The organism is Mycobacterium sp. (assembly GCF_052145595.1).
Lineage (GTDB): Bacteria > Actinomycetota > Actinomycetes > Mycobacteriales > Mycobacteriaceae > Mycobacterium.
In genome coordinates this window covers 1-18,668 of record NZ_JBKQOI010000279.1, presented here as the reverse complement: position 1 = coordinate 18,668, position 18,668 = coordinate 1, and the positions used below count along the sequence as shown (strand labels likewise).

The following is an 18,668-nucleotide window of genomic DNA, read 5'->3' as shown; positions in this document are numbered from 1 at the left end:
GCCGTCTGGACCCCGATCAGCGTCGGCCCGGCCGCAGCACCACTTCGTGAACGTGACCGTCGGGCGGCGTAGCCAGCGCATTGGCGACCGCCACCGCGACGGTTTCCGGCTTCAGGAAGTTGGCTGGGTCGTACTCGCCACCTTCGAACGCGACGAGCTCACGCTGCATATCGGTGGCGGTGCGGCCCGGATAGATCGTGGTCACCCGCAGGTTCGGCTCGTCGTTGCGCAACGAGTCCGCGAAGGCGCGCAACGCGAACTTGCTTGCCGAATATGAGGCCATAGCCGGCGAAACAGCGCGCCCCGCACCGGAATTGATGAAGACCACCTGACCGCGGGCCCGTCGCAGCGCCGGCAACAGCGCCAGCGTAAGTTGAACCGGCCCAAGGACGTTCACGGCGAAGGTGGCGCGCCACTCATCCACGTTCGACTCGGCGACATGGCCGGGGATGGACACTCCCGCGTTGTGTACCAGCACGTCGAGTGCGTCCACGATTTCGCAGGCGGCTTCGATCTCGTCGGTGCTGGTCAAGTCCAGCGGGAAGGTGGTGGCGCCGAGCCGCTCCGCAACGGAGTCGAGCCGGGCGGAGGGCCGACCGGCCAACAGCAGGGTGTGCGTTGCCGACAGCGCTGCGGCGATCGCGGAACCGATACCGCCGCCGGCGCCGGTGATGAGTGCAGTTGGCATGTACTTCAGTTTACGGAAGTTGCCAATCCCGTTGAAAATGAGATACTTTCACGCCCGCTTGCGCGCCGGTGGCTCTCCTGCGGGGCCGGATGTCGGTTCACCGGATGCCAGGCGTTCCAGCGGTGCCAGCGCTTTCATCAGGGTGTTCAGGTCGGACTCGGGGAGTTGACTGAGCATCGCGGCCAGGGAAGCGCGCCGGTTGGCCAGCGACTCGCCATGAACGGCCCGGCCCCGTGGAGTGATGTCAACCAGCACAGCCCGCAGGTCGGATGGGTCGCGCGAGCGTTTCACAAGCCCGATTTTTTCCAGCCGGCGGATCGCCACGGTGGTGGTCGGAGTTCGCACCCGTTCATGCGCTGCCAGGTCCGTCATCCGGATGGGGCCCTGATCGAGCAATGTGACCAGGATCGATAACTGCGCCAGGGTCAAGTCCCCGGCAGCGGCCTGGTTGGGGTCCCCGCGGCGCAGAATTGAAAACAATTTGGATAGCGCACGGTGCAAACCTTCCGAAAGCTCGGTCACCTCGGCCGCGGTGGATTCGCTCTCCGCCATAAGTCGGCAGTCTAACCCGTTATTGGGTGCGTATGAGGTAGCTATCGCCGACTAGTTATCGACCGTCAAAGCACTTGGGATAAGAACCGCTGTAGACGCTCGGTCTTCGCGGCCTCGAATATCTGCTCGGGAGGCCCGGATTCCACGACCTTGCCCTGATCCATGAAAACGACGGTGTCGGACGCCGACCGGGCGAAACCCATTTCATGGGTGACGACAAGCATCGTCATGCCGCCGGCGCCGAGGTCGGCGATAAGTTCCAGGGCTCCTTTGACCATTTCCGGATCCAGCGCCGAGGTCGCCTCGTCGAAGAACATCACCTGCGGAGCCATGGCCAACGCACGGGCGATCGCGACGCGTTGTTGTTGGCCGCCGGACAGCATGCCGGGGCGGGCACCGGCCTTGTGCTTGAGGCCAACTCGGTCCAGCTGAGTCAGTGCGAGGTCCCGGGCCTCGTCTGTGGACAGTCCGCGCAACTTGCAGGGCGCCAACGCAACATTCTTCAGGATGCTCAGATGCGGGAAAAGGTTGTAATGCTGGAACACCATGCCGATGCGCTGGCGGAGCTCATTGGGATCGTCGCGCAACACCGACCGGCCGTCCAGCAGGATGTCGCCGCTATCGAGCTCATACAGTCGGTTCAGGGTACGCAGCAACGTTGACTTACCTGAGCCAGACGGTCCAATCACGGCCACTGTGCTGCCCGCGGGGGCCTCGATATCGACGCCGCGCAGTACCTTGGTCCCGCCGAGAGTTTGGTGAATATCCTTGGCTTCCAACGATACTGACGCCCGCCCTGCGGTGTCGGCGGTCACGTGATCCCCTGGCCGAATGTGGACGCGACCATGTCGGCATCCTTTTCCGGCTTCGCCGTGGCACGGCCGCTGCGAAGCCGGATGTCGATGTAGTTCACTAGATGCGTTAACGGAATAGTCAATATCAGGTAGAAGAGACCGGCGGCCACTAACGGCGACAAGTTGCCGGACTGCGCGTTGAGGTCGCGGCCCACCTGAAACAGCTCTCGCTGTTGGGCGACCAAGCCCAGGAAGTACACCAGTGCCGAGCCCTTCAACAGCGCAATGGCCTGATTGACCAGTGCCGGCAGCACCCGCCGTATTCCCTGCGGCACCACCACCAGCCGCATCGCAGACGGATAGCTGAATCCAAGCGCACGGGAGGCTTCCAGTTGGCCGGGGTCGACGCTTTGAATACCCGAGCGCAGAATCTCGCCGATGTAAGCGGCGGCCATCAACCCTAATGCGGCAATGCCCAACGGGTAGGGATCGTTGTGTGTCAGCCCGCTCACCAACGGCCCGATGCCCAGCCCGACGATCAGGATGATCACCGCCTCGGGAAGACCGCGAAAGATATCGGTGTAGACCCGCGCCGGCCAGCGCAGCCAGCGTGAATGTGACATTCCGGCAATTGCCAGCACCATGCCAAGCACCAGCCCGATAACGAGGGCGCTGTTGGTCAGGATCAACGTATTGGGCAGCCCCGTGGTCAACAGAATGGGGATGGATTCGCGGTACATATCCCAGTCGAAGAAGGAGTCGCGTAACTGGGCAAGCGCCGACTTCGGCACAGCCGGGGCCACCGGGTGGCGATCCTGGTGCGCGGTGATCGCGGCGAAGTTCGGCAGGTGTGGAGCAGGGGCGGCTTTCGACCCGGGTTTCCAGCCAGGCGGCAGTGTCCGCGGCACCCACTGGCAGTAAAGTTTCGCCCAGGTACCGTCGGCGATGACGGCGTCCAGCCCAGAGTTCAGCGCATCGACCAGCGGCTGGTTGTCCTTGGCGACCGCATAGGCCACGAAATTGCCTGGGCTGTAAGTGTTCGCGACAAGCACCGCCGGGTCGCCCGGCCGGATTACGGTCGATGCCAGAGTTCCGGGCGCCACCCACGCGCCGAGCTGGCGGGCCTTGAGGCTGGCGTACAGGGTGGCATAGCCGGGGTACTTCACCGGCTGCAGGTGCAGGGTGTCGACAACGTACGACTCCGCGACGGTGCCCTGAACCACTCCGATGCGCTGGCCGGCGGCCAGCTCGTTGAATTTGGTGATCGCAGAGCCCGCCGGCACCACGAGCGAGTAGTAGCCGAAGTCGTAGCCGTTGGTGAAGGCGACTGTGCGTCGCCGCGCGTCGGTCGCCTTGATCGCCGCCGAGCCGACATCGAAGCGCCGGGACGCCACCTGGGCGAGCAGCCCGGAGAAGTCGGTGGCGAAGAAGCGGAGCTGCAGGCCCAGCTTGTCGGCAATGGCGTGCAACAGCTGGTTGTCGAAGCCGGTGAACTCCCCGGCGGAATTGACACAGATGTTCGGCGGGGCATCCGACAGCGTCCCCACCGTCAGGACGCCCGGCGTGCTCAGCCCCAATGCTCCGATGTTCACCGCGCTCAGCGGCTCGACGGTTGCCGTCGTGTCGTGGTCGTCCTCGTGGCCCACGTCAGGATGCGTGGTCAGGTCTTTCGGCAAGACGCTCGCACTATCCAACCCGGGTGGCGCACATTGGTTCATATCGGCGAGCGCGGGCGTGGCCGGTGCAGCCAACACCAGGCCGCACAAGATCAGGATTGTCGCGGTCAGTCCCAGCAGTTTTTCGCCGCGCCTGGCGCGCCGGCCCACGCACAAACTCATCACCGCTAACCGTATCGGCCAGCGGGCGGATCGGCAGGTTTATAACCGGTTCAGAGCGCGATCGATGGCTCGCCGCGGGCCGCATCGGCCGCGGCGAGTACCCCAATGTGGCCCGGAACGACTTGGCCGATGTCGTCGGGTGCGGAGAACACTCTGCGTCGAAACAGTTCGGCCAACATGGTCTGGGCCATCAGGTAGGACCGGCCGACGCACGCGGCCCGCGCGGCTTCGGGGTCACGCCGGTGTATTGCGGAGGTCTCGTCTTCGTAGAACGGCAACATGTCGTCGCGGTTCATCTGGTAGGTCATCCAGAAAACCCGGGGGATGAGGTTTTGCGACGCGCGAATCGTGGCGTGCAGCCGCGGTCCCGCGTACTCGTCGTTGATGGTCCGCCGGTATTCCCCGGCGATTTCCGAGAACGCCCGTGATTCCTTGGCGGAGCGCAACGATCGCATGAGCGCGTCGAGTTGTCCGAGGATCCTTGGCGTGGGGTTGGTGGCCGCGCGCGCCGAGGCAATGCCATTGAGCAGGCCGTCGAGTTCGTGATGCTCCATGACGGTGTCTTCGTCGAACCGCTCAACGAACGCACCGCGGTGATAGCGGGTGGACACGATCCCGTCGTGTTCGAGCTGGACCAGCGCCTCTTGAATCGGAACGCGGCTGACTCCCAGGCCGATCGCGATCTCATTGCGGTCCACCCGGTCGCCGCTGCGCAGCTTCCCGGTCAGCACCAGGTTGAGGACGTGCGAAACAACCTGGTCCTTTTCTTTGACCCCATATTTCTTTGGCATTCGCTTTTGCGTCTCTTTTCAAACGCGCTTCTGGGCACCTAGCGCTGAGAAGTTTCTCATGACTTGGCGCGTGCTTCCAGATGTTTGGCGGATGAAGCGCAGGCAAACGTGAGCCGACGGGCGATATCTGTTTCTCAATGGCTTTCTCAGGGCCTATCGCGCCAGCGACACAGCGTCTCCGCCGCGCCGAGGTCGTAATCCGGACCGCTGCAGCCGACGGTCAGCACGGTCACACCCAGGGCCGTGAGGGCCTCAGCCTCGGCAATCAGCCCATCGGCACCGTCACCCCGCCCGATATCGGTCTCGCCCCCGACCGCGGCCGACCGCTCGATGCTGGCCGGGTCCCGCCCGATCGCAGCGCAGTGCTCGGCCAGCACCGCCGACTTCTGCGGGTAGGTTTCGGCGGTGGTGAAGCTGTGCCAGATGCCGGCATGTTCGGCGACCAGTCGCAGCGTCTTGCGTTCACCCTCGCCGCCGATCAGCACCGGGATGTCGCGGGTGGGTGGGGGATTGAGCTTGCCGAGCCGCGCCTTGATCCGGGGCAGCGCCGCCGCCAGGTCGTCGAGGCGGCTGCCGGCGGTGCCGAACTCGTAGCCGTACTCGCGGTAGTCCTTGCGTTTCCAGCCCGAACCGATGCCCAGGATGAGGCGCCCGTTGGAAATGTGGTCGACGGTGCGCGCCATGTCGGCCAGCAGTTCCGGATTGCGGTAGGAATTGCACGTCACCAGGGCGCCAATCTCGATGCGCGACGTCTGCTCGGCCCAGGCACCGAGGACCGTCCAGCATTCGAAGTGTGGGCCGTCGGGATCGCCGTAGAGCGGAAAGAAGTGATCCCACGTGAATGCGATGTCGACACCGATGTCCTCACAGCGGCGAACGGCGTCGCGGAGAAGGCGGTAGTGCGGGGCGTGCTGCGGCTGCAGCTGCACCCCTATGCGGATAGTCATGCGTCGAGCACCCCGCGCAGGATGTCGATCAACGCGCGAGGTTGGTCGCTTTGCACGGAATGACCGGAATTCTCGACGATGTGCGCCGTGCGGAAATGCGTTGCGCGACGGCCGAGTTCAGCGGCATCCTCGTCGGTGACGAAGCCCGACGCGCCGCCGCGCACCAGGGTGACCGGCGCCGACAGCGCGTCCACGTCGTCCCACAGACCGGCGAAGTCGGGCACGGTGCGGATGGCGTCGTAGCGCCACGTCCAGTTGCCATTGTCGAGCCGGCGCGAGTTGTGGAACACGCCGCGACGCAACGCCTTCACCTCGCGGTGCGGCGCCGCGGCGACGGTCAGGTCGAGCATGGCCTGGAAGCTGGGAAATTCCCGCTCGCCGTGCATCAGCGCCACCGTCCCCTGCTGCTCGGCGGTCAGCTCCGCGTGCCGTTGCAATGCCGATGGGGTGACGTCGATCAGGACGAGTTCATGGACCAGTTCGGGCGCCGCCGCGGCCAGCCGTATCGCGGTCAGCCCGCCCAGCGACATTCCCACAACGAGGTCGGCGGTCGACGCGTGCTCGCGCAGCGCCGGGGCCAACGCGACGACGTTGTGCTGTGGTGAGTAGTCGCCGTCTTCACGCCACGCCGAATGGCCGTGCCCGGGAAGGTCCACCGCCAGCGCCGGCTCGCCGAGACCGACGATCACGGTGTCCCAGGTGTGCGCGTTCTGCCCGCCGCCATGGAGGAAGACGATCCGCGGGGGATCTTGAGATGAGCTAGTGCGCCAGCGCAGTGCGCTGATTCTGCTTTCCCCGATGCCCGCCTCGAGCCGCTCCACGTGCGGTAGTGGGCCCGCGGCGCCGGCCTGCTCGGCGTTCTCGGACAGCAGCGAGAACTCAGATAATCCCGCCAGTCCGTCCTCAGAATTCTCGGTCACGATTCCTGACACTAGAGGACAGCTAGGCGGCGTAGCGACGCCGAATGGCGTGGAATCGTTCCCACATCGCGGCGGTGCGTTCCGCCGCGGTCACCATGGCGGTGTCTGCGGGGAGCGCGCTCATCAGCTCGTCGTGCTTGACCGTTCGGGTGTGCAGCACGACGGGTTCACCTTCGAGCATGTGCCGGTAGGTCAGGTTGCCGCGTTCGAAGCCCTGGGTGTCCAACCAGTTGTGGACGTTCGGATCACGGTGAGCCATGACCAGACGGATCCGGCCGTCCCGGTCGATTTTCGTGCGGCTCGGCGTGTAGCTCACCGGGCGGTACAGGTAGTCCATGCTGTTGAAGAAGACACCCATGTTGGTGAGCATCCACAGCCCGTCGTGGGCGTCGAATTCGATGATCAGCGTCTCGTCGGGTGCAAGCTCCCAATACATGTTGGCGGCGGCTCGGCCGCGCTTGCTGTCGGCGTCGGTCGTGGCTGGCCGGGGAAATGTATTGGGATGCTCGGCGTCGACGCCTCCGTGGGTGAACGGAAACTCGGGCCAGTCGGACATCAGACCGGTGACGAAATCACCGGCCCAGCCCATCGCCTCGATCATGGCGTCAGGCGCGGGCAGCGGCTTAGGGGAGGCCATGTCGATCCGCTCGATCCGTATCCGTGCGGGCAGCTCATCCCAACGATCGAAGCCCTGGCGGATGAACAGCTTTCGTGATCCCGGCGTGGTGGGCAGCCAGTTCGGCCCACGCTCGGGGCCACCGATGTAGAGCTCGAATTGTCCGTCGTCACCGATGCTGAGCTGATGGCCGAACAGGTTGGCCTCTGGTGTGTCCCCGAAGGGCTCGTGCAGCACGCCCGGCCCGGGTACGCGTGGGCCCTGGACCGTGATGTTGAAGAATCGTGAGGTGCCGCGGCTGCCGGTCAGCCGGTAGGTCGATCGTCCGTCGATCCAGACTTGCTGGTAGGTGAAGTCGGCGCAGTCGCCGCCCAGCTTGCGGGTCGGGCCGCAGAAGGTGTGTACCACCGGGTAGCGGGTGTCGCGGGTTTCGAGCGCCAGATCGAACGCCTGACCCAGGTTCTGGGTGAGAAAGCGGAATGCGTCGACGCGCTGCACACCCGAAGCGGGGTTGGCATCTTTGAAGACGTGATCGCCCGCGCGCTGCAGCCGCGCGCAGAATTCGGTCCACGCGGCTTGCAGCGCCGCGTCGTCGGGGCCGTCACCGTAAGCCATGTCACGCACCCAATCTGTCGAGCATCGCCCCGACGACATCGCACGCGCGCCGGGCGGCTTCGAGGCGACCCTCTTGGTCAATTCGGGGTCCGATCAGTTCCAGGTCGAATCCGTGCGCGTAGCCTCCGGCGAGAGCTTGGGCGACGAATGCTTCGATCGGAATCGTGCCGTCGCCGGGCACCGCCCGGCCGGGCAGCGCGCGGTCGCCCAGTACGTAGTCGCTGAGCTGGATGAGTTCGGTGCGCGGCAGCGCGCGCTGCACCATCGCCTCGAAATCGCCCTCCGCCCAACAGTGGAACACGTCGATACAGATACCCAGCGCGCCCATCTCGGCCAGTGTGACGGTGTCGCGCAGCGTGTGGGCGATATGGATGTCGGCGTACAGACTGGACGCATTCTCAATGGCCAGCGCGACGCCGGCCGCCCTCGCGTGCGCCACACAGGGGGTAACCATGGCGCAGAACCGTTCGGCGGCCTGTTCCCACGTCAGGGCGCCGCGGCCACCGGTGAGCAGGTAGACGGTGCGCGCGCGGGCGTCGGCCGCGGCGTCGATCACGGTGCGCAGCGCGTCCCGCGCGGCTTGGGGGTCGCTGGACAGCCCGCCGCCCGCGAATAGGTGATAGACCGCTTCCACGGTGTAGTGGTTGCGCTGCAACAGCATTGGAAACCCCGGGTCGAGCAGTTGACTGTCCAGGATGCTCAGCCGCGACACACCGAGCGTCGCCCAGTAAGCCTCGAGGTCGGCCAGCGGTGCGCCGTAGAAAGTCACGTTGTGCACGGACAGACGTTCATGGACCGTCACGTCACGCCCGGATCTCGATCGCGACGCCGAATCGCTCACGGAACGGCCGGAATTCCGCGTGCAGCGCATCGAGGTCCTCGCCGACATCGATCAGCAGCTGGGTGGAGTATTTGAATTTGCCGTAGCGGTCACCGCGGTTGGTGGCCAGATAGGCGCGCATTGCCGATTCGGCCTCGGCCGTCAGCTCACGGCCGCAGAACGTGTAGTAGCGCCGCACCGTGGCGACCGGATCGGCGATGAAGTCGGTGTAGCGAACGTGCAGGATGCGCGGATCTTCGACCAGGGGATTGCTCATCGTGTTGGCGATGCTGGCGCGCGTCATCTCGAGATGCCTCTTCGCCTCGGCGTGCAGGTCGACCGGCCCGACGACGCCGTCCATGATGTCGGCCATCATCATGGTTCGTGACGCGGCGACCTGTACCGGATCCCGGTGCAGCCAGACCATATTGGCGTCGGGGTACGTGTCGAACAGTTCCTTGAGCCGGAAACCGTGAAAACCTTTTAACACCCAGTATTTCCGCGGCCGTTGGTATTGCAGCTGCTGCAACATGGCTTTGTGCAGCCGGTACTGTGCCATCGGATCGGTTGCCAGGCCGCCGACCAGTGACTGCATCGGCACCCGCCACCATGCCGTCGGTGTCATAACCCGGAAATCGAACGCCCAGGTGCGCTCATCTTCGGGCAGTCCGTCGCCGAGCATGTCGTTATAGGGGTGGCTGTGCAGCCATTTGGGCATCTTGGCGTTGATCTCGCGCCAGTCGGCATCGGCCCGGTCACGTCGCGCGTCGTCGGGAGCGGCGAGGCCCGGCGGTGGCGACGGATACATGACTTCCCAGAAGCGCAGTGCGCGCCCGTGCGGATCCATGGACATCAGCGCGTGCATGAGCGTTGTACCCGAACGCGGTTCGCCGGTGACGAACATCGGCGCCTCGATCACTTCGCTGCCGATCGGGTAGCGGTTGCGGTCTTCGATGAACTCGAGACGCGATGTCAACAGCCACCGACATACCTGCGCCGCTTGCCATTTGCCGTCGGCGTCCATGCCGAGGCCGTTCAAGTGGTCGACGGCGACGGCGAAGCGCTCCGGCAATGTGGGGTCGCCGTAGTCGTGCAGTCCGGTGTCGGCCTCCGCGGTACGCAGCATCTCTGACGCGTCCAAGGGTTCGGTCACGATTGGGTTCCGCACAGCTGCATGAGCTCGTCTTCGGCCGCCCGGACGTTCGCTGCCGAAGTCTCAGCGTATTTCAGCCCGGCCATGGCACCGTAGTCGAGGATTTTTGGCACGCGCAAACCCGCGTCCACAAACGTCTTGATGATCTTCGCGACCTCCTTGGGTGTCCCGTGCGGCACGACGGCGAGGATCATCTCGGGGTGCGCGTTGGCCAGGAACTCAACGATCCGGTCACGGGTGAGCACCGCCGGGTCGATGTCGTGAAATCCGTGCCAGTCTTCGCCCATCGGGTGTTCGAACCCGAAGCCGCGCAACGTTTCTGCGGATACCTGCAACAGAAACGCCTTGACCAGGGGTGCTTCCAGGATCTCGGCGAGGGCGTCCTCGTCCCGTCCGATCAGACACACTTGGATGAAGCATGGCGTGATCGCCATCGGATCGCGGTCGGCGCGCTCGGCGGAAGCCCTCACCGCGGAGAGCATCTCGGCGTAATGATCCGGTGTCCAGGCGCCGGCCGGCCACCACCCATCGGCGTACCGGCCGGCGATATCGAGCATCCGCGGGCCACTGGCACCGATCCAGATTTCCGGCAGCCGGCCCTCATACGGTTCGGTGTCCAATCGGGCGTGGTGCAGCGAGTAGAACCGACCGTCGAAATCGACCGGGCCATCGCTTTCCCACAGCAGGCGGATCACCGTCAGCGCTTCTTCAAAACGGCTGACCGGCCGGGAAAATTCGAACCCGTAGGGCAAGATGTTCTCGCTCTCGCCGCTGCCCAGGCCGAGGATGAAACGTCCCTTGGCGAGGTGATCGATGGTCAGCGCTGTCTGGGCCAACAGGGAGGGGTGGCGGCGCACCGTATCGACGACGGCGCTGACGAGCGGCACTTTCTCGGTCAGCACCGCAGCTGCGGCCGCTACCGCCAGCCCGTCGAGGTGGCGGTGCGGCGATGGCGAGGCGCTGGCGAGATCGGTGAATTCCGGGGTCCAGATCGAGTCCGGCCAGAAGCTGACCATGTGATCGGGGAGCCATATCGAGTGGTAGCGGCCACCGTCCAACTCTTGGAGCCGGGACAGGTCGAGGGGGAGGGTCGTTCGAAGGAAAGCGGCGGGCTGAACGGTCGTCGAACCGGTTGATGCCATCTCTACTCCTGCGGCTTCCGCTCTGCGACTAATGCTAAGCAGTTGCACAGCATAGCCTTCGGCGGGATGCCATCAAGAAGGCCGAACTTCGAGTTGTTGGGCGATTTCCTCGCTTGGGTTCGGCCCAACAACTCGACGTTCGCGAGTTAGCGCGAGCTAGTCGGCCCCGATGATGAAGTCTTCCAGTTGGGCCCGCGCGACATCGTCCGCCAACTGCTTCGGCGGGCTCTTCATCAGGTAGGCAGACGCCGGGACCACTGGTCCGCCGATGCCGCGGTCGAGCGCAATCTTGGCCGCCCGCACCGCGTCGATGATGACTCCGGCCGAGTTCGGCGAGTCCCACACCTCTAGCTTGTATTCGAGGTTCAGCGGCACATCGCCGAAGGCACGGCCTTCCAGCCGGACGTAGGCCCACTTGCGGTCGTCGAGCCAGCCGACGTGGTCGGACGGTCCGATGTGCACGTCTTTGGTCTTGAACTCGCGCTGCAGGTTCGACGTGACCGCCTGAGTCTTGGAGATCTTCTTCGACTCGAGCCGCTCACGTTCGAGCATGTTGAGGAAGTCCATGTTGCCGCCGACGTTGAGCTGCATGGTGCGGTCCAGCTGGACGCCGCGGTCCTCGAACAGCTTGGCCATCACCCGGTGGGTGATGGTGGCGCCGACCTGGCTCTTGATGTCGTCACCGATGATCGGCACCCCGGCGTCGGCGAACTTCTTGGCCCACACCGGGTCCGAGGCGATGAACACCGGCAACGCGTTGACGAACGCCACGCCGGTGTCGATGGCGCATTGGGCGTAGAACTTGTCGGCCTCTTCGGAGCCCACCGGCAGGTAGGACACCAGCACGTCGACTTTCGCGTCCTTCAGCACCTGCACCACGTCGACGGGCTCGACGTCCGACAACTCGATGGTGTCGGCGTAGTACTTGCCGATGCCGTCCAGGGTGGGGCCGCGCTGCACAGTCACGTTCGTGGGCGGCACGTCGGCGATCTTGATCGTGTTGTTCTCCGACGCGAAGATCGCCTCCGACAGGTCGAAGCCGACCTTCTTGGCGTCTACGTCGAAGGCCGCCACGAACTTGACGTCGCGAACGTGGTACGGGCCGAACCGCACATGCATCAGCCCCGGTACCGTCGATGTTCCGTCGGCGTTGTGGTAGTACTCGACGCCCTGAACCAGCGAGGACGCGCAGTTCCCGACGCCGACAATGGCGACTCGTACCTCCGTCGACGCCTCCGGCGCCCGTAACGGCTTGTTCTCACTCATAGGGCGTTCTCCTAACTTCGGATGTCCTGGGTGTTGTTTGCTGCTGGACTGGTGACGGGGTTTACGTCTGTTCGGAAAGGCCGGGAGCTGCCCGCTCCGCGGCGATGAGCTCGTTGAGCCACTTGACTTCACGCTCACTGGACTCGAGCCCCAGTTGGTGAAGCTGGCGGGTGTAGCGGTCGAACGAACTGCTGGCCCGCGCCACCGCCTCGCGCAGGCCTTCTCGGCGTTCCTCGACCTGACGGCGGCGGCCTTCCAGGATTCGCATCCGCGCCTCGGCGGGAGTGCGGTTGAAGAACGCCAGGTGGACCCCGAAGCCGTCATCCGTGTAGTTATGCGGGCCGGTGTCGGCCACCAGCTCGCCGAAGCGGTGACGACCCGCGTCAGTCAGTTGGTAGACGCGACGGGCCCGCCGTACCGGGGTGCCGGCCGGTGCGGCATTTTCGGCAATCAGCCCTTCGGCCTGCATGCGCCGTAGGGCGGGGTAGAGCGAGCCGTACGAAAACGCCCGAAACGCACCGAGCAGGCCGGTCAGCCGCTTGCGCAATTCGTAGCCATGCATCGGCGATTCGATCAGGAGGCCCAGGATGGCGAGCTCCAGCATCGAGCCACCTCCTTTGCATGGTCAGTTACGACGGTGCGACGCCTCGCGCCATCGTATCGTTTCGATATATTCGCCACAACACAACCTGGTGTTGGTGCTCTATTAGTCACAGCGTCGGCGTCGGGAAACCAGCCGCTAAGACGGCAAATTCACCTGTTTGATGGTGCCGTCACCTGCGAAGACGATGTAACCGCCGCCGTAATCGCCGGAGACGTACATCGACAGCGACAGCGCTCCGGGGGTGGTGGGGTCCGCTGCGGGCTCAATGATCAGATACACGGTTTTGACGTCGGACCGCTTCATGTGGAGGCTCTCCGGAGCCCCGCGCAAGATGCCCACGGTCGCCGGTATGTCGAATTTGCCGAGGTCGACCGCATCGGGGCCGTCGGCGGCACTCTTGGCGGAGCTGGTCGGGTCGCCCCATCCGCCGCGGTAGTCGTACGCCAGCACCCGCCGGTCGTCGGAGGGGTCGGGGCGGTCGAGTACCGCGTAGGTCGGGTAGACCACCAGCCGGAATCCCATGGTGTTCCCGAACCTCTTGCGTGTTTGCTCCATCAGGCCGGTGAGCCCGCCGACCGAATGCAGTTGCGTGGGCGCGGTCAGCACCACGGCGCCAACTCCGTCGGGTTTGGCCCCGGGATCCGTCGTGAAGTCCAGTGGCGAACGGGTGTTGCCGTAGAGGCCCCAGCCGATGCCGACGCCCAGCAGCACCGACACGACGAGGGCGGCGGCCAGAACACCCCACCCACCCAACTTCGGCGACTTGACGGCGGGCACGTGCAGCGGGGCGCTGTCGGTCTGCAGATCGTCGACCAAGGCCTGCAAGTCGCGCAGGGTGACGGCATTTGTGGCCGCGCTGATTCGTTCCCGGTGCTCCTCCATGGAGAGTTCACCGTCGTTCAGGGCGTTGTCGAGGATCTTGCAGGTGTCTTGCCGGTCGGCGTCTTTGGCGCGGGTCGTTACCCCACCGGCTAGCGGTGTCCCAACCCATTTCGCCACGCGGATGATCGTAGAAGTCCGGCCGCAGTTCGGCACGAAATGCGGCGGCCGATCGATGCGGCTCGCGCCGGCGACAGCCTTGGTTGCGTATCGGTGGTGGGGATCGCCACGTACTCTGGTGGTCGTGCGACTGCAGCGACAGGTGGTGGATTACGCGCTTCGGCGGCGGTCCCTGCTCGCCGAGGTGTACTCGGGCCGCACCGGCGTGTCCGAAGTGTGTGACGCTAACCCCTATTTGCTGCGCGCGGCGAAGTTTCACGGGAAGCAGAGCCAGGTGATGTGCCCGATCTGCCGAAAGGAGCAGCTCACCCTGGTGTCGTGGGTATTCGGCGACCACCTCGGTGCGGTGTCGGGCTCGGCGCGCACGGCCGAGGAGTTGGTCTTGTTGGCAACCCGCTTCCAGGAGTTTTCGGTCCACGTGGTGGAGGTGTGCCGAACCTGCAGCTGGAATCACCTCGTGAGGTCGTATGTGATGGGTGCGGCACGCCCGCCCAAGGGCACCGGCGGCACGAGGGCGGCGCGTGACGGCGCCCGGACGGCCACTGAACAACATTGAATAACGAAGGGCGCCACGACCAGTCGTCCAGTGACGCGAACGAATCAGCGACTGAGCGCGTGGGCAAACACGCGAGTACCGACCGCCCGGACAATCCGGACCGTCGCGACCCGGACACCGCGGGCGGGAGCCCGGGCTCCGGCCATCGCCGCCAGGTTCCCCCCGACGACCGGCTGACTACGATCCTCCCGCCCGTCATCGATGACCGGTCGTATCGCCGGCCCGACCCCATCGAGGAGGTCAAGGCCGCGCTGGAGGGTCCCCCGTCGGCACCGCTGCAACGGGATGCGCTTGAGGAGGTCAAGGCCGCGCTGGACGACCGGGCGGCAGCGTCTTCCGGGTCTGCCCGGCGCGACGGGCCGATGCACGGACGTCGGCCGCCGGAAGGACCTCCGCCCCCGCCCCGGAGGCCCGACGGGGCAAGTGGGCCAGACGACATGGTCCCCGGACCGAGGGCCGGCCGGGACTGGGTCCAGCAGGTCAACTGGCTGTGGGTGCGACGGGCCGCGTACCTCGCCGCAGCCGTGCTGGTGCTATTGCCGATCGTCACCTTCGCCATGGCGTACTTCATCGTCGACGTCCCGAAGCCGGGCAACATCCGTACCAACCAGGTCTCGACAATCCTGGCCAGCGACGGTTCGGAGATCGCCAAAATTGTTCCACCCGAGGGCAATCGGGTCGACGTCAACATCAGCCAAGTGCCCGTGCACGTGCGCCAGGCGGTGATCGCCGCCGAGGACCGCAACTTCTATTCCAACCCGGGCTTTTCGTTCAGCGGATTCGCGCGGGCGGTGGACAACAACCTCTTCGGCGCCGGCGACCTCCAGGGTGGCTCGACGATCACCCAGCAATATGTGAAGAACGCACTGGTCGGTTCGGCCCAACACGGGTTCAGCGGTTTGATGCGCAAGGCCAAAGAACTGGTCATCGCCACCAAGATGTCGGAGGAGTGGTCCAAAGACGATGTGCTGCAGGCCTATCTGAACATCATCTACTTCGGCCGCGGCGCCTACGGAATTTCGGCCGCCGCCAAGGCCTATTTCGACAAACCGGTCGAGCAGCTCACCGTCTCGGAGGGGGCACTGCTGGCGGCGCTGATCCGGCGGCCGTCCTCGCTGGACCCGGCCGTCGATCCCAAGGGTGCGGCGGACCGCTGGAACTGGGTGCTCGACGGCATGGTGGAGACCAAAGCTTTGTCGCCGGGTGACCGTGCGGCACAGGTGTTTCCCGCGACTGTGCCGCCCGATCAGGCCCGCGCGCAGAACCAGACCACCGGCCCCAACGGTCTGGTCGAGCGCCAGGTGACCAAAGAGTTGATGGAGCTGTTCAACATCGACGAGCAGACGCTGAACACCCAAGGGCTGCAGGTCACCACCACGATCGACCCCAAAGCCCAGCAGTCCGCGGAGAAGGCGGTATCGAAGTACCTCGACGGGCAGGACCCCGACATGCGGTCCGCCGCGGTTTCGATCGATCCGCACAACGGCGCGATACGCGCCTACTACGGCGGTTCGGATGCCAACGGTTTCGACTTCGCCCAGGCGGGGCTGCAGACCGGATCGTCGTTCAAGGTGTTCGCTCTCGTTGCCGCGCTCGAGCAGGGGATCGGCCTGGGCTACCAGGTCGACAGTTCCCCGCTCACCGTCGACGGGATCAAGATCACCAACGTCGACGGCGAGAGCTGCGGGACTTGCAACATCGCCGAGGCGCTCAAGCTTTCGCTCAATACCGCCTATTACCGACTGATGCTCAAACTGAAGGGCGGACCGCAGGCCGTCGCGGACGCGGCGCATCAAGCCGGTATCGCGACCAGCTTTCCCGGCGTAGCGCACACGCTGTCCGAGGATGGCAAGGGCGGACCGCCGAACAACGGGATTGTGCTGGGCCAGTACCAAACTCGGCCGATTGACATGGCTTCGGCGTACGCGACGCTGGCCGCGTCCGGCGTTTATCACCGGCCGCATCTGGTGCAAAAGGTCGTCAATGCGGAAGGCCAAGTGCTTTTCGACGCCGGTAGTTCGGACAACGGTGGCGAGCAGCGCATCGATAGGGGCGTCGCTGACAACGTCACCGCCGCGATGCAGCCGATTGCCGGCTATTCACGTGGCCACAATTTGGCCGGCGGACGTGCGTCGGCAGCCAAGACCGGGACGGTGCAGTTGGGTGACACGCAGGCCAATAAGGATGCGTGGATGGTCGGATACACGCCGTCGCTGTCGACGGCCGTCTGGGTGGGTACCGTCCAGGACAATGTGCCACTGGTAACGGCCTCGGGCGCAGAGGTTTACGGCTCCGGCCTGCCGTCCGACGTCTGGAGGTCGACCATGGACGGCGCCCTGAAGGGCACCCCCAACGAGACCTTCCCCAAGCCGAGTGAGATCGGTGGTTACGCGGGTGTGCCGGCTGCGCCGCCCCCGCCGCCCCCGCCGCCTTCGGAGACCGTCATCCAGCCCACGATCGAGGTGGCGCCGGGCATCACCATTCCGGTCGGTCCACCCACGACGATTACTGCCGGCCCGCCCCCGCCGGGCGGCAATGAGCCGGGCGTCCCGCCGGGCGGCCCGCAAGCTCCCTCACCGCCACCGTGACCGGCGCTCAGCAGGAGAGCGCTGCCATACCCCCCATTTCGGCGCGGCCGCTGGCCGCCGATCTGCGTAGCGCCGACAACCGCGATTGCCCCAGCCGCACCGACTTTTTGGGTGCCGCCCTGGCGGACGTCGTGGGGGGACCGGTGGGCCGGCACGCGTTGATCGGCCGCACTCGTCTGATGACCCCGGTGCGGGTGATGTTTGTGATCGCGCTGGTGTTCCTGGCGCTCGGCTGGTCGACGAAGGCGGCCTGCCTGCAGAGCACCGGCACCGGGGCGGGCGACCAACGGGTCGCCAACTGGGAAAACCAACGCGCCTACTACGAGTTGTGCTACTCCGATACGGTGCCCCTCTACGGTGCGGAGTTGTTGAGCCAGGGCAAGTTTCCCTACAAGTCGAGCTGGATCGAGAGTGACGCCAGCGGCACACCGCAGACCCGCTACGACGGCCGGCCCGCGGTCCGGTACATGGAGTATCCGGTGCTGACCGGCGTCTATCAGTACGCATCGATGGCGGTGGCCAAGACCTACACCGCGCTGGGCAAGCTCGTCCCCCTTCCGGTGGTCGCCGAGGTGGTGGTGTTCTTTGACGTCGCGGCATTCGGGCTGGCGCTGGCCTGGTTGGCAACCGTCTGGGCCACCGCGGGCCTGTCCGGGCGCCGGATATGGGATGCGGCCCTGGTGGCCGCCTCGCCGTTGGTGATCTTTCAGATCTTCACCAACTTCGACGCGCTGGCAACGGCATTGGCGATGGGCGGACTGCTGGCATGGGCGCGACGTAAACCGGTGCTTGCCGGGGTACTGATCGGATTGGGCGCTGCGGCCAAGCTGTACCCGCTGCTGTTCCTGGTCCCGATGTTGGTGCTGGGTATCCGGACCGGTCGCCTGGGTGCCCTGGCGCGCACCGCGGGGGTCGCCGCGGCAACCTGGTTGTTGGTGAATCTGCCTGTGTTGTTGCTCTTTCCGCGGGGTTGGTCGGAGTTCTTCCGGCTCAACACCCGGCGCGGCGACGACATGGACTCGGTGTACAACGTCGTGAAATCCTTCACCGGCTGGCGCGGTTTCGACCCCAAGCTAGGCTTCTGGGAGCCGCCCACGGTGCTGAACGCGGTAGTCGCGGTGTCGTTCGCGGTGTGTTGCGCGGCAATCGCTTACGTCGTCCTGACCGCTCCGCAACGGCCGCGGGTGGCTCAGCTGGTGTTCCTGGTGGTGGCGGTATTTCTGTTGACCAACAAGGTATGGAGCCCCCAGTTCTCCCTGTGGCTGGTACCGCTGGCGGTGCTGGCTTTGCCGGATCGCCGGATACTGCTGGCGTGGATGACGATTGACGCGCTGGTTTGGGTGCCGCGGATGTACTTCCTGTATGGGAACCCGAACCGCGGCCTGCCGGAGCAGTTCTTCACCACGTCGGTGTTGCTGCGTGACATCGCGGTCGTGGCCTTGTGCGCTCTGGTGATTCGGCAGATCTACCGGCCCGACGAGGATCTGGTGCGCTGGGACCGGCGCGTGGACGATCCGGCGGGCGGCTCTTTCGACCGCGCGCCCGACGCCCCGCCCGGTTGGCTGCCTGACTGGCTGTGTCCGCCCGGGCTGCGGCGGTCGGCCGCACGGGCGTCCGAAACCGCAACTCAACCCCGCACCGAAACAGCGACGGACCCGGCACACGCGTGATGCTGGTCGCAATCCCGCTGTTTCCCCGGTTCACCGCACTCGACGCTGTGGGTCCCTACGAAGTGCTGCAACGCATTCCGTCATTCGACGTGGTGTTCGTCGGGCACCG

The 18,668-nt window shown here is 65.4% G+C and carries 17 protein-coding genes and 1 pseudogene; 4 read left to right on the top strand and 14 right to left on the bottom strand.

The features are described from left to right. Nucleotides 1-16 precede the first annotated feature (16 nt). From ACLP4W_RS24130 to ACLP4W_RS24065, 14 genes are all read right to left on the bottom strand, one after another. Nucleotides 17-688, bottom strand: a complete 672-nt coding sequence (locus tag ACLP4W_RS24130; protein ID WP_442389916.1) for an SDR family oxidoreductase — start codon at nucleotides 686-688, stop codon at nucleotides 17-19. A gap of 48 nt (nucleotides 689-736) precedes the next feature. Continuing rightward, on the bottom strand, nucleotides 737-1,240 hold the full coding sequence (locus ACLP4W_RS24125; protein ID WP_442389915.1) for a MarR family winged helix-turn-helix transcriptional regulator: 504 nt from the start codon (nucleotides 1,238-1,240) through the stop codon (nucleotides 737-739). A 65-nt stretch (nucleotides 1,241-1,305) separates the two neighbouring features. Further along, on the bottom strand, nucleotides 1,306-2,055 hold the full coding sequence (locus ACLP4W_RS24120; RefSeq protein ID WP_442389914.1) for an amino acid ABC transporter ATP-binding protein: 750 nt from the start codon (nucleotides 2,053-2,055) through the stop codon (nucleotides 1,306-1,308). After that, nucleotides 2,052-3,872, bottom strand: coding sequence for an ABC transporter substrate-binding protein/permease (locus tag ACLP4W_RS24115; RefSeq protein WP_442389913.1), 1,821 nt, complete (start codon nucleotides 3,870-3,872; stop codon nucleotides 2,052-2,054). Before ACLP4W_RS24115 ends, ACLP4W_RS24120 begins: the two co-directional genes overlap by 4 nt. Nucleotides 3,873-3,922: 50 nt before the next feature. Then, a complete protein-coding gene (locus ACLP4W_RS24110; RefSeq protein WP_442389912.1) occupies nucleotides 3,923-4,663 on the bottom strand; it encodes a GntR family transcriptional regulator in 741 nt (246 codons plus the stop codon). Between the two features lie 146 nt (nucleotides 4,664-4,809). Then, nucleotides 4,810-5,610 (bottom strand): LLM class F420-dependent oxidoreductase, encoded by an 801-nt coding sequence (locus tag ACLP4W_RS24105; RefSeq protein ID WP_442389911.1) that lies wholly within the window; start codon nucleotides 5,608-5,610, stop codon nucleotides 4,810-4,812. After that, nucleotides 5,607-6,530 carry an alpha/beta fold hydrolase gene (locus ACLP4W_RS24100; RefSeq protein ID WP_442389910.1) on the bottom strand — a complete coding sequence of 308 codons (924 nt, stop codon included), beginning with the start codon at nucleotides 6,528-6,530 and terminating at the stop codon, nucleotides 5,607-5,609. Before ACLP4W_RS24100 ends, ACLP4W_RS24105 begins: the two co-directional genes overlap by 4 nt. A gap of 22 nt (nucleotides 6,531-6,552) precedes the next feature. Continuing rightward, nucleotides 6,553-7,761 (bottom strand): DUF1214 domain-containing protein, encoded by a 1,209-nt coding sequence (locus ACLP4W_RS24095; protein WP_442389909.1) that lies wholly within the window; start codon nucleotides 7,759-7,761, stop codon nucleotides 6,553-6,555. Between the two features lies 1 nt (nucleotide 7,762). After that, nucleotides 7,763-8,563, bottom strand: a complete 801-nt coding sequence (locus ACLP4W_RS24090) for a sugar phosphate isomerase/epimerase family protein (RefSeq protein WP_442389908.1) — start codon at nucleotides 8,561-8,563, stop codon at nucleotides 7,763-7,765. 1 nt (nucleotide 8,564) lies between these two features. Further along, nucleotides 8,565-9,734 carry a sulfotransferase family protein gene (locus ACLP4W_RS24085; RefSeq protein WP_442389907.1) on the bottom strand — a complete coding sequence of 390 codons (1,170 nt, stop codon included), beginning with the start codon at nucleotides 9,732-9,734 and terminating at the stop codon, nucleotides 8,565-8,567. After that, nucleotides 9,731-10,876 carry an LLM class flavin-dependent oxidoreductase gene (locus tag ACLP4W_RS24080; protein ID WP_442389906.1) on the bottom strand — a complete coding sequence of 382 codons (1,146 nt, stop codon included), beginning with the start codon at nucleotides 10,874-10,876 and terminating at the stop codon, nucleotides 9,731-9,733. Before ACLP4W_RS24080 ends, ACLP4W_RS24085 begins: the two co-directional genes overlap by 4 nt. 156 nt (nucleotides 10,877-11,032) lie before the next feature. Further along, nucleotides 11,033-12,142 carry an inositol-3-phosphate synthase gene (locus ACLP4W_RS24075; protein ID WP_442389905.1) on the bottom strand — a complete coding sequence of 370 codons (1,110 nt, stop codon included), beginning with the start codon at nucleotides 12,140-12,142 and terminating at the stop codon, nucleotides 11,033-11,035. Nucleotides 12,143-12,203: 61 nt separating this feature from the next. Next, entirely contained in the window at nucleotides 12,204-12,746 is a 543-nt protein-coding gene (locus ACLP4W_RS24070; RefSeq protein WP_442389904.1) for a PadR family transcriptional regulator, read from the bottom strand. A gap of 135 nt (nucleotides 12,747-12,881) precedes the next feature. After that, nucleotides 12,882-13,745, bottom strand: a complete 864-nt coding sequence (locus ACLP4W_RS24065) for a DUF1707 SHOCT-like domain-containing protein (RefSeq protein ID WP_442389903.1) — start codon at nucleotides 13,743-13,745, stop codon at nucleotides 12,882-12,884. A 124-nt stretch (nucleotides 13,746-13,869) separates the two neighbouring features. Here ACLP4W_RS24065 and ACLP4W_RS24060 point away from each other — a divergent pair, with 124 nt between their 5' ends. The 4 genes and pseudogenes from ACLP4W_RS24060 to ACLP4W_RS24045 form a co-directional block, all read left to right on the top strand. Further along, entirely contained in the window at nucleotides 13,870-14,301 is a 432-nt protein-coding gene (locus tag ACLP4W_RS24060) for a DUF5318 family protein (RefSeq protein WP_442389902.1), read from the top strand. Then, nucleotides 14,298-16,889, top strand: coding sequence for a transglycosylase domain-containing protein (locus ACLP4W_RS24055; protein ID WP_442389901.1), 2,592 nt, complete (start codon nucleotides 14,298-14,300; stop codon nucleotides 16,887-16,889). Before ACLP4W_RS24060 ends, ACLP4W_RS24055 begins: the two co-directional genes overlap by 4 nt. 26 nt (nucleotides 16,890-16,915) lie before the next feature. Further along, complete coding sequence (locus ACLP4W_RS24050; protein ID WP_442389949.1) at nucleotides 16,916-18,559, top strand: glycosyltransferase family 87 protein; 1,644 nt, start codon at nucleotides 16,916-16,918, stop codon at nucleotides 18,557-18,559. Then, nucleotides 18,559-18,668: pseudogene (locus tag ACLP4W_RS24045) on the top strand (DJ-1/PfpI family protein); the annotation flags it as partial. The gene ACLP4W_RS24050 and the pseudogene ACLP4W_RS24045, both read left to right, overlap by 1 nt.

What these genes read in the sequence shown, in the direction of transcription:
- ACLP4W_RS24130 (WP_442389916.1), bottom strand. Translation starts at nt 688, where the DNA reads ATGCCAACTGCACTCATCACCGGCGCCGGCGGCGGTATCGGTTCCGCG.
- ACLP4W_RS24125 (WP_442389915.1), bottom strand. Translation starts at nt 1,240, where the DNA reads ATGGCGGAGAGCGAATCCACCGCGGCCGAGGTGACCGAGCTTTCGGAA.
- ACLP4W_RS24115 (WP_442389913.1), bottom strand. Translation starts at nt 3,872, where the DNA reads ATGAGTTTGTGCGTGGGCCGGCGCGCCAGGCGCGGCGAAAAACTGCTG.
- ACLP4W_RS24110 (WP_442389912.1), bottom strand. Translation starts at nt 4,663, where the DNA reads ATGCCAAAGAAATATGGGGTCAAAGAAAAGGACCAGGTTGTTTCGCAC.
- ACLP4W_RS24105 (WP_442389911.1), bottom strand. Translation starts at nt 5,610, where the DNA reads ATGACTATCCGCATAGGGGTGCAGCTGCAGCCGCAGCACGCCCCGCAC.
- ACLP4W_RS24095 (WP_442389909.1), bottom strand. Translation starts at nt 7,761, where the DNA reads ATGGCTTACGGTGACGGCCCCGACGACGCGGCGCTGCAAGCCGCGTGG.
- ACLP4W_RS24080 (WP_442389906.1), bottom strand. Translation starts at nt 10,876, where the DNA reads ATGGCATCAACCGGTTCGACGACCGTTCAGCCCGCCGCTTTCCTTCGA.
- ACLP4W_RS24075 (WP_442389905.1), bottom strand. Translation starts at nt 12,142, where the DNA reads ATGAGTGAGAACAAGCCGTTACGGGCGCCGGAGGCGTCGACGGAGGTA.
- ACLP4W_RS24070 (WP_442389904.1), bottom strand. Translation starts at nt 12,746, where the DNA reads ATGCTGGAGCTCGCCATCCTGGGCCTCCTGATCGAATCGCCGATGCAT.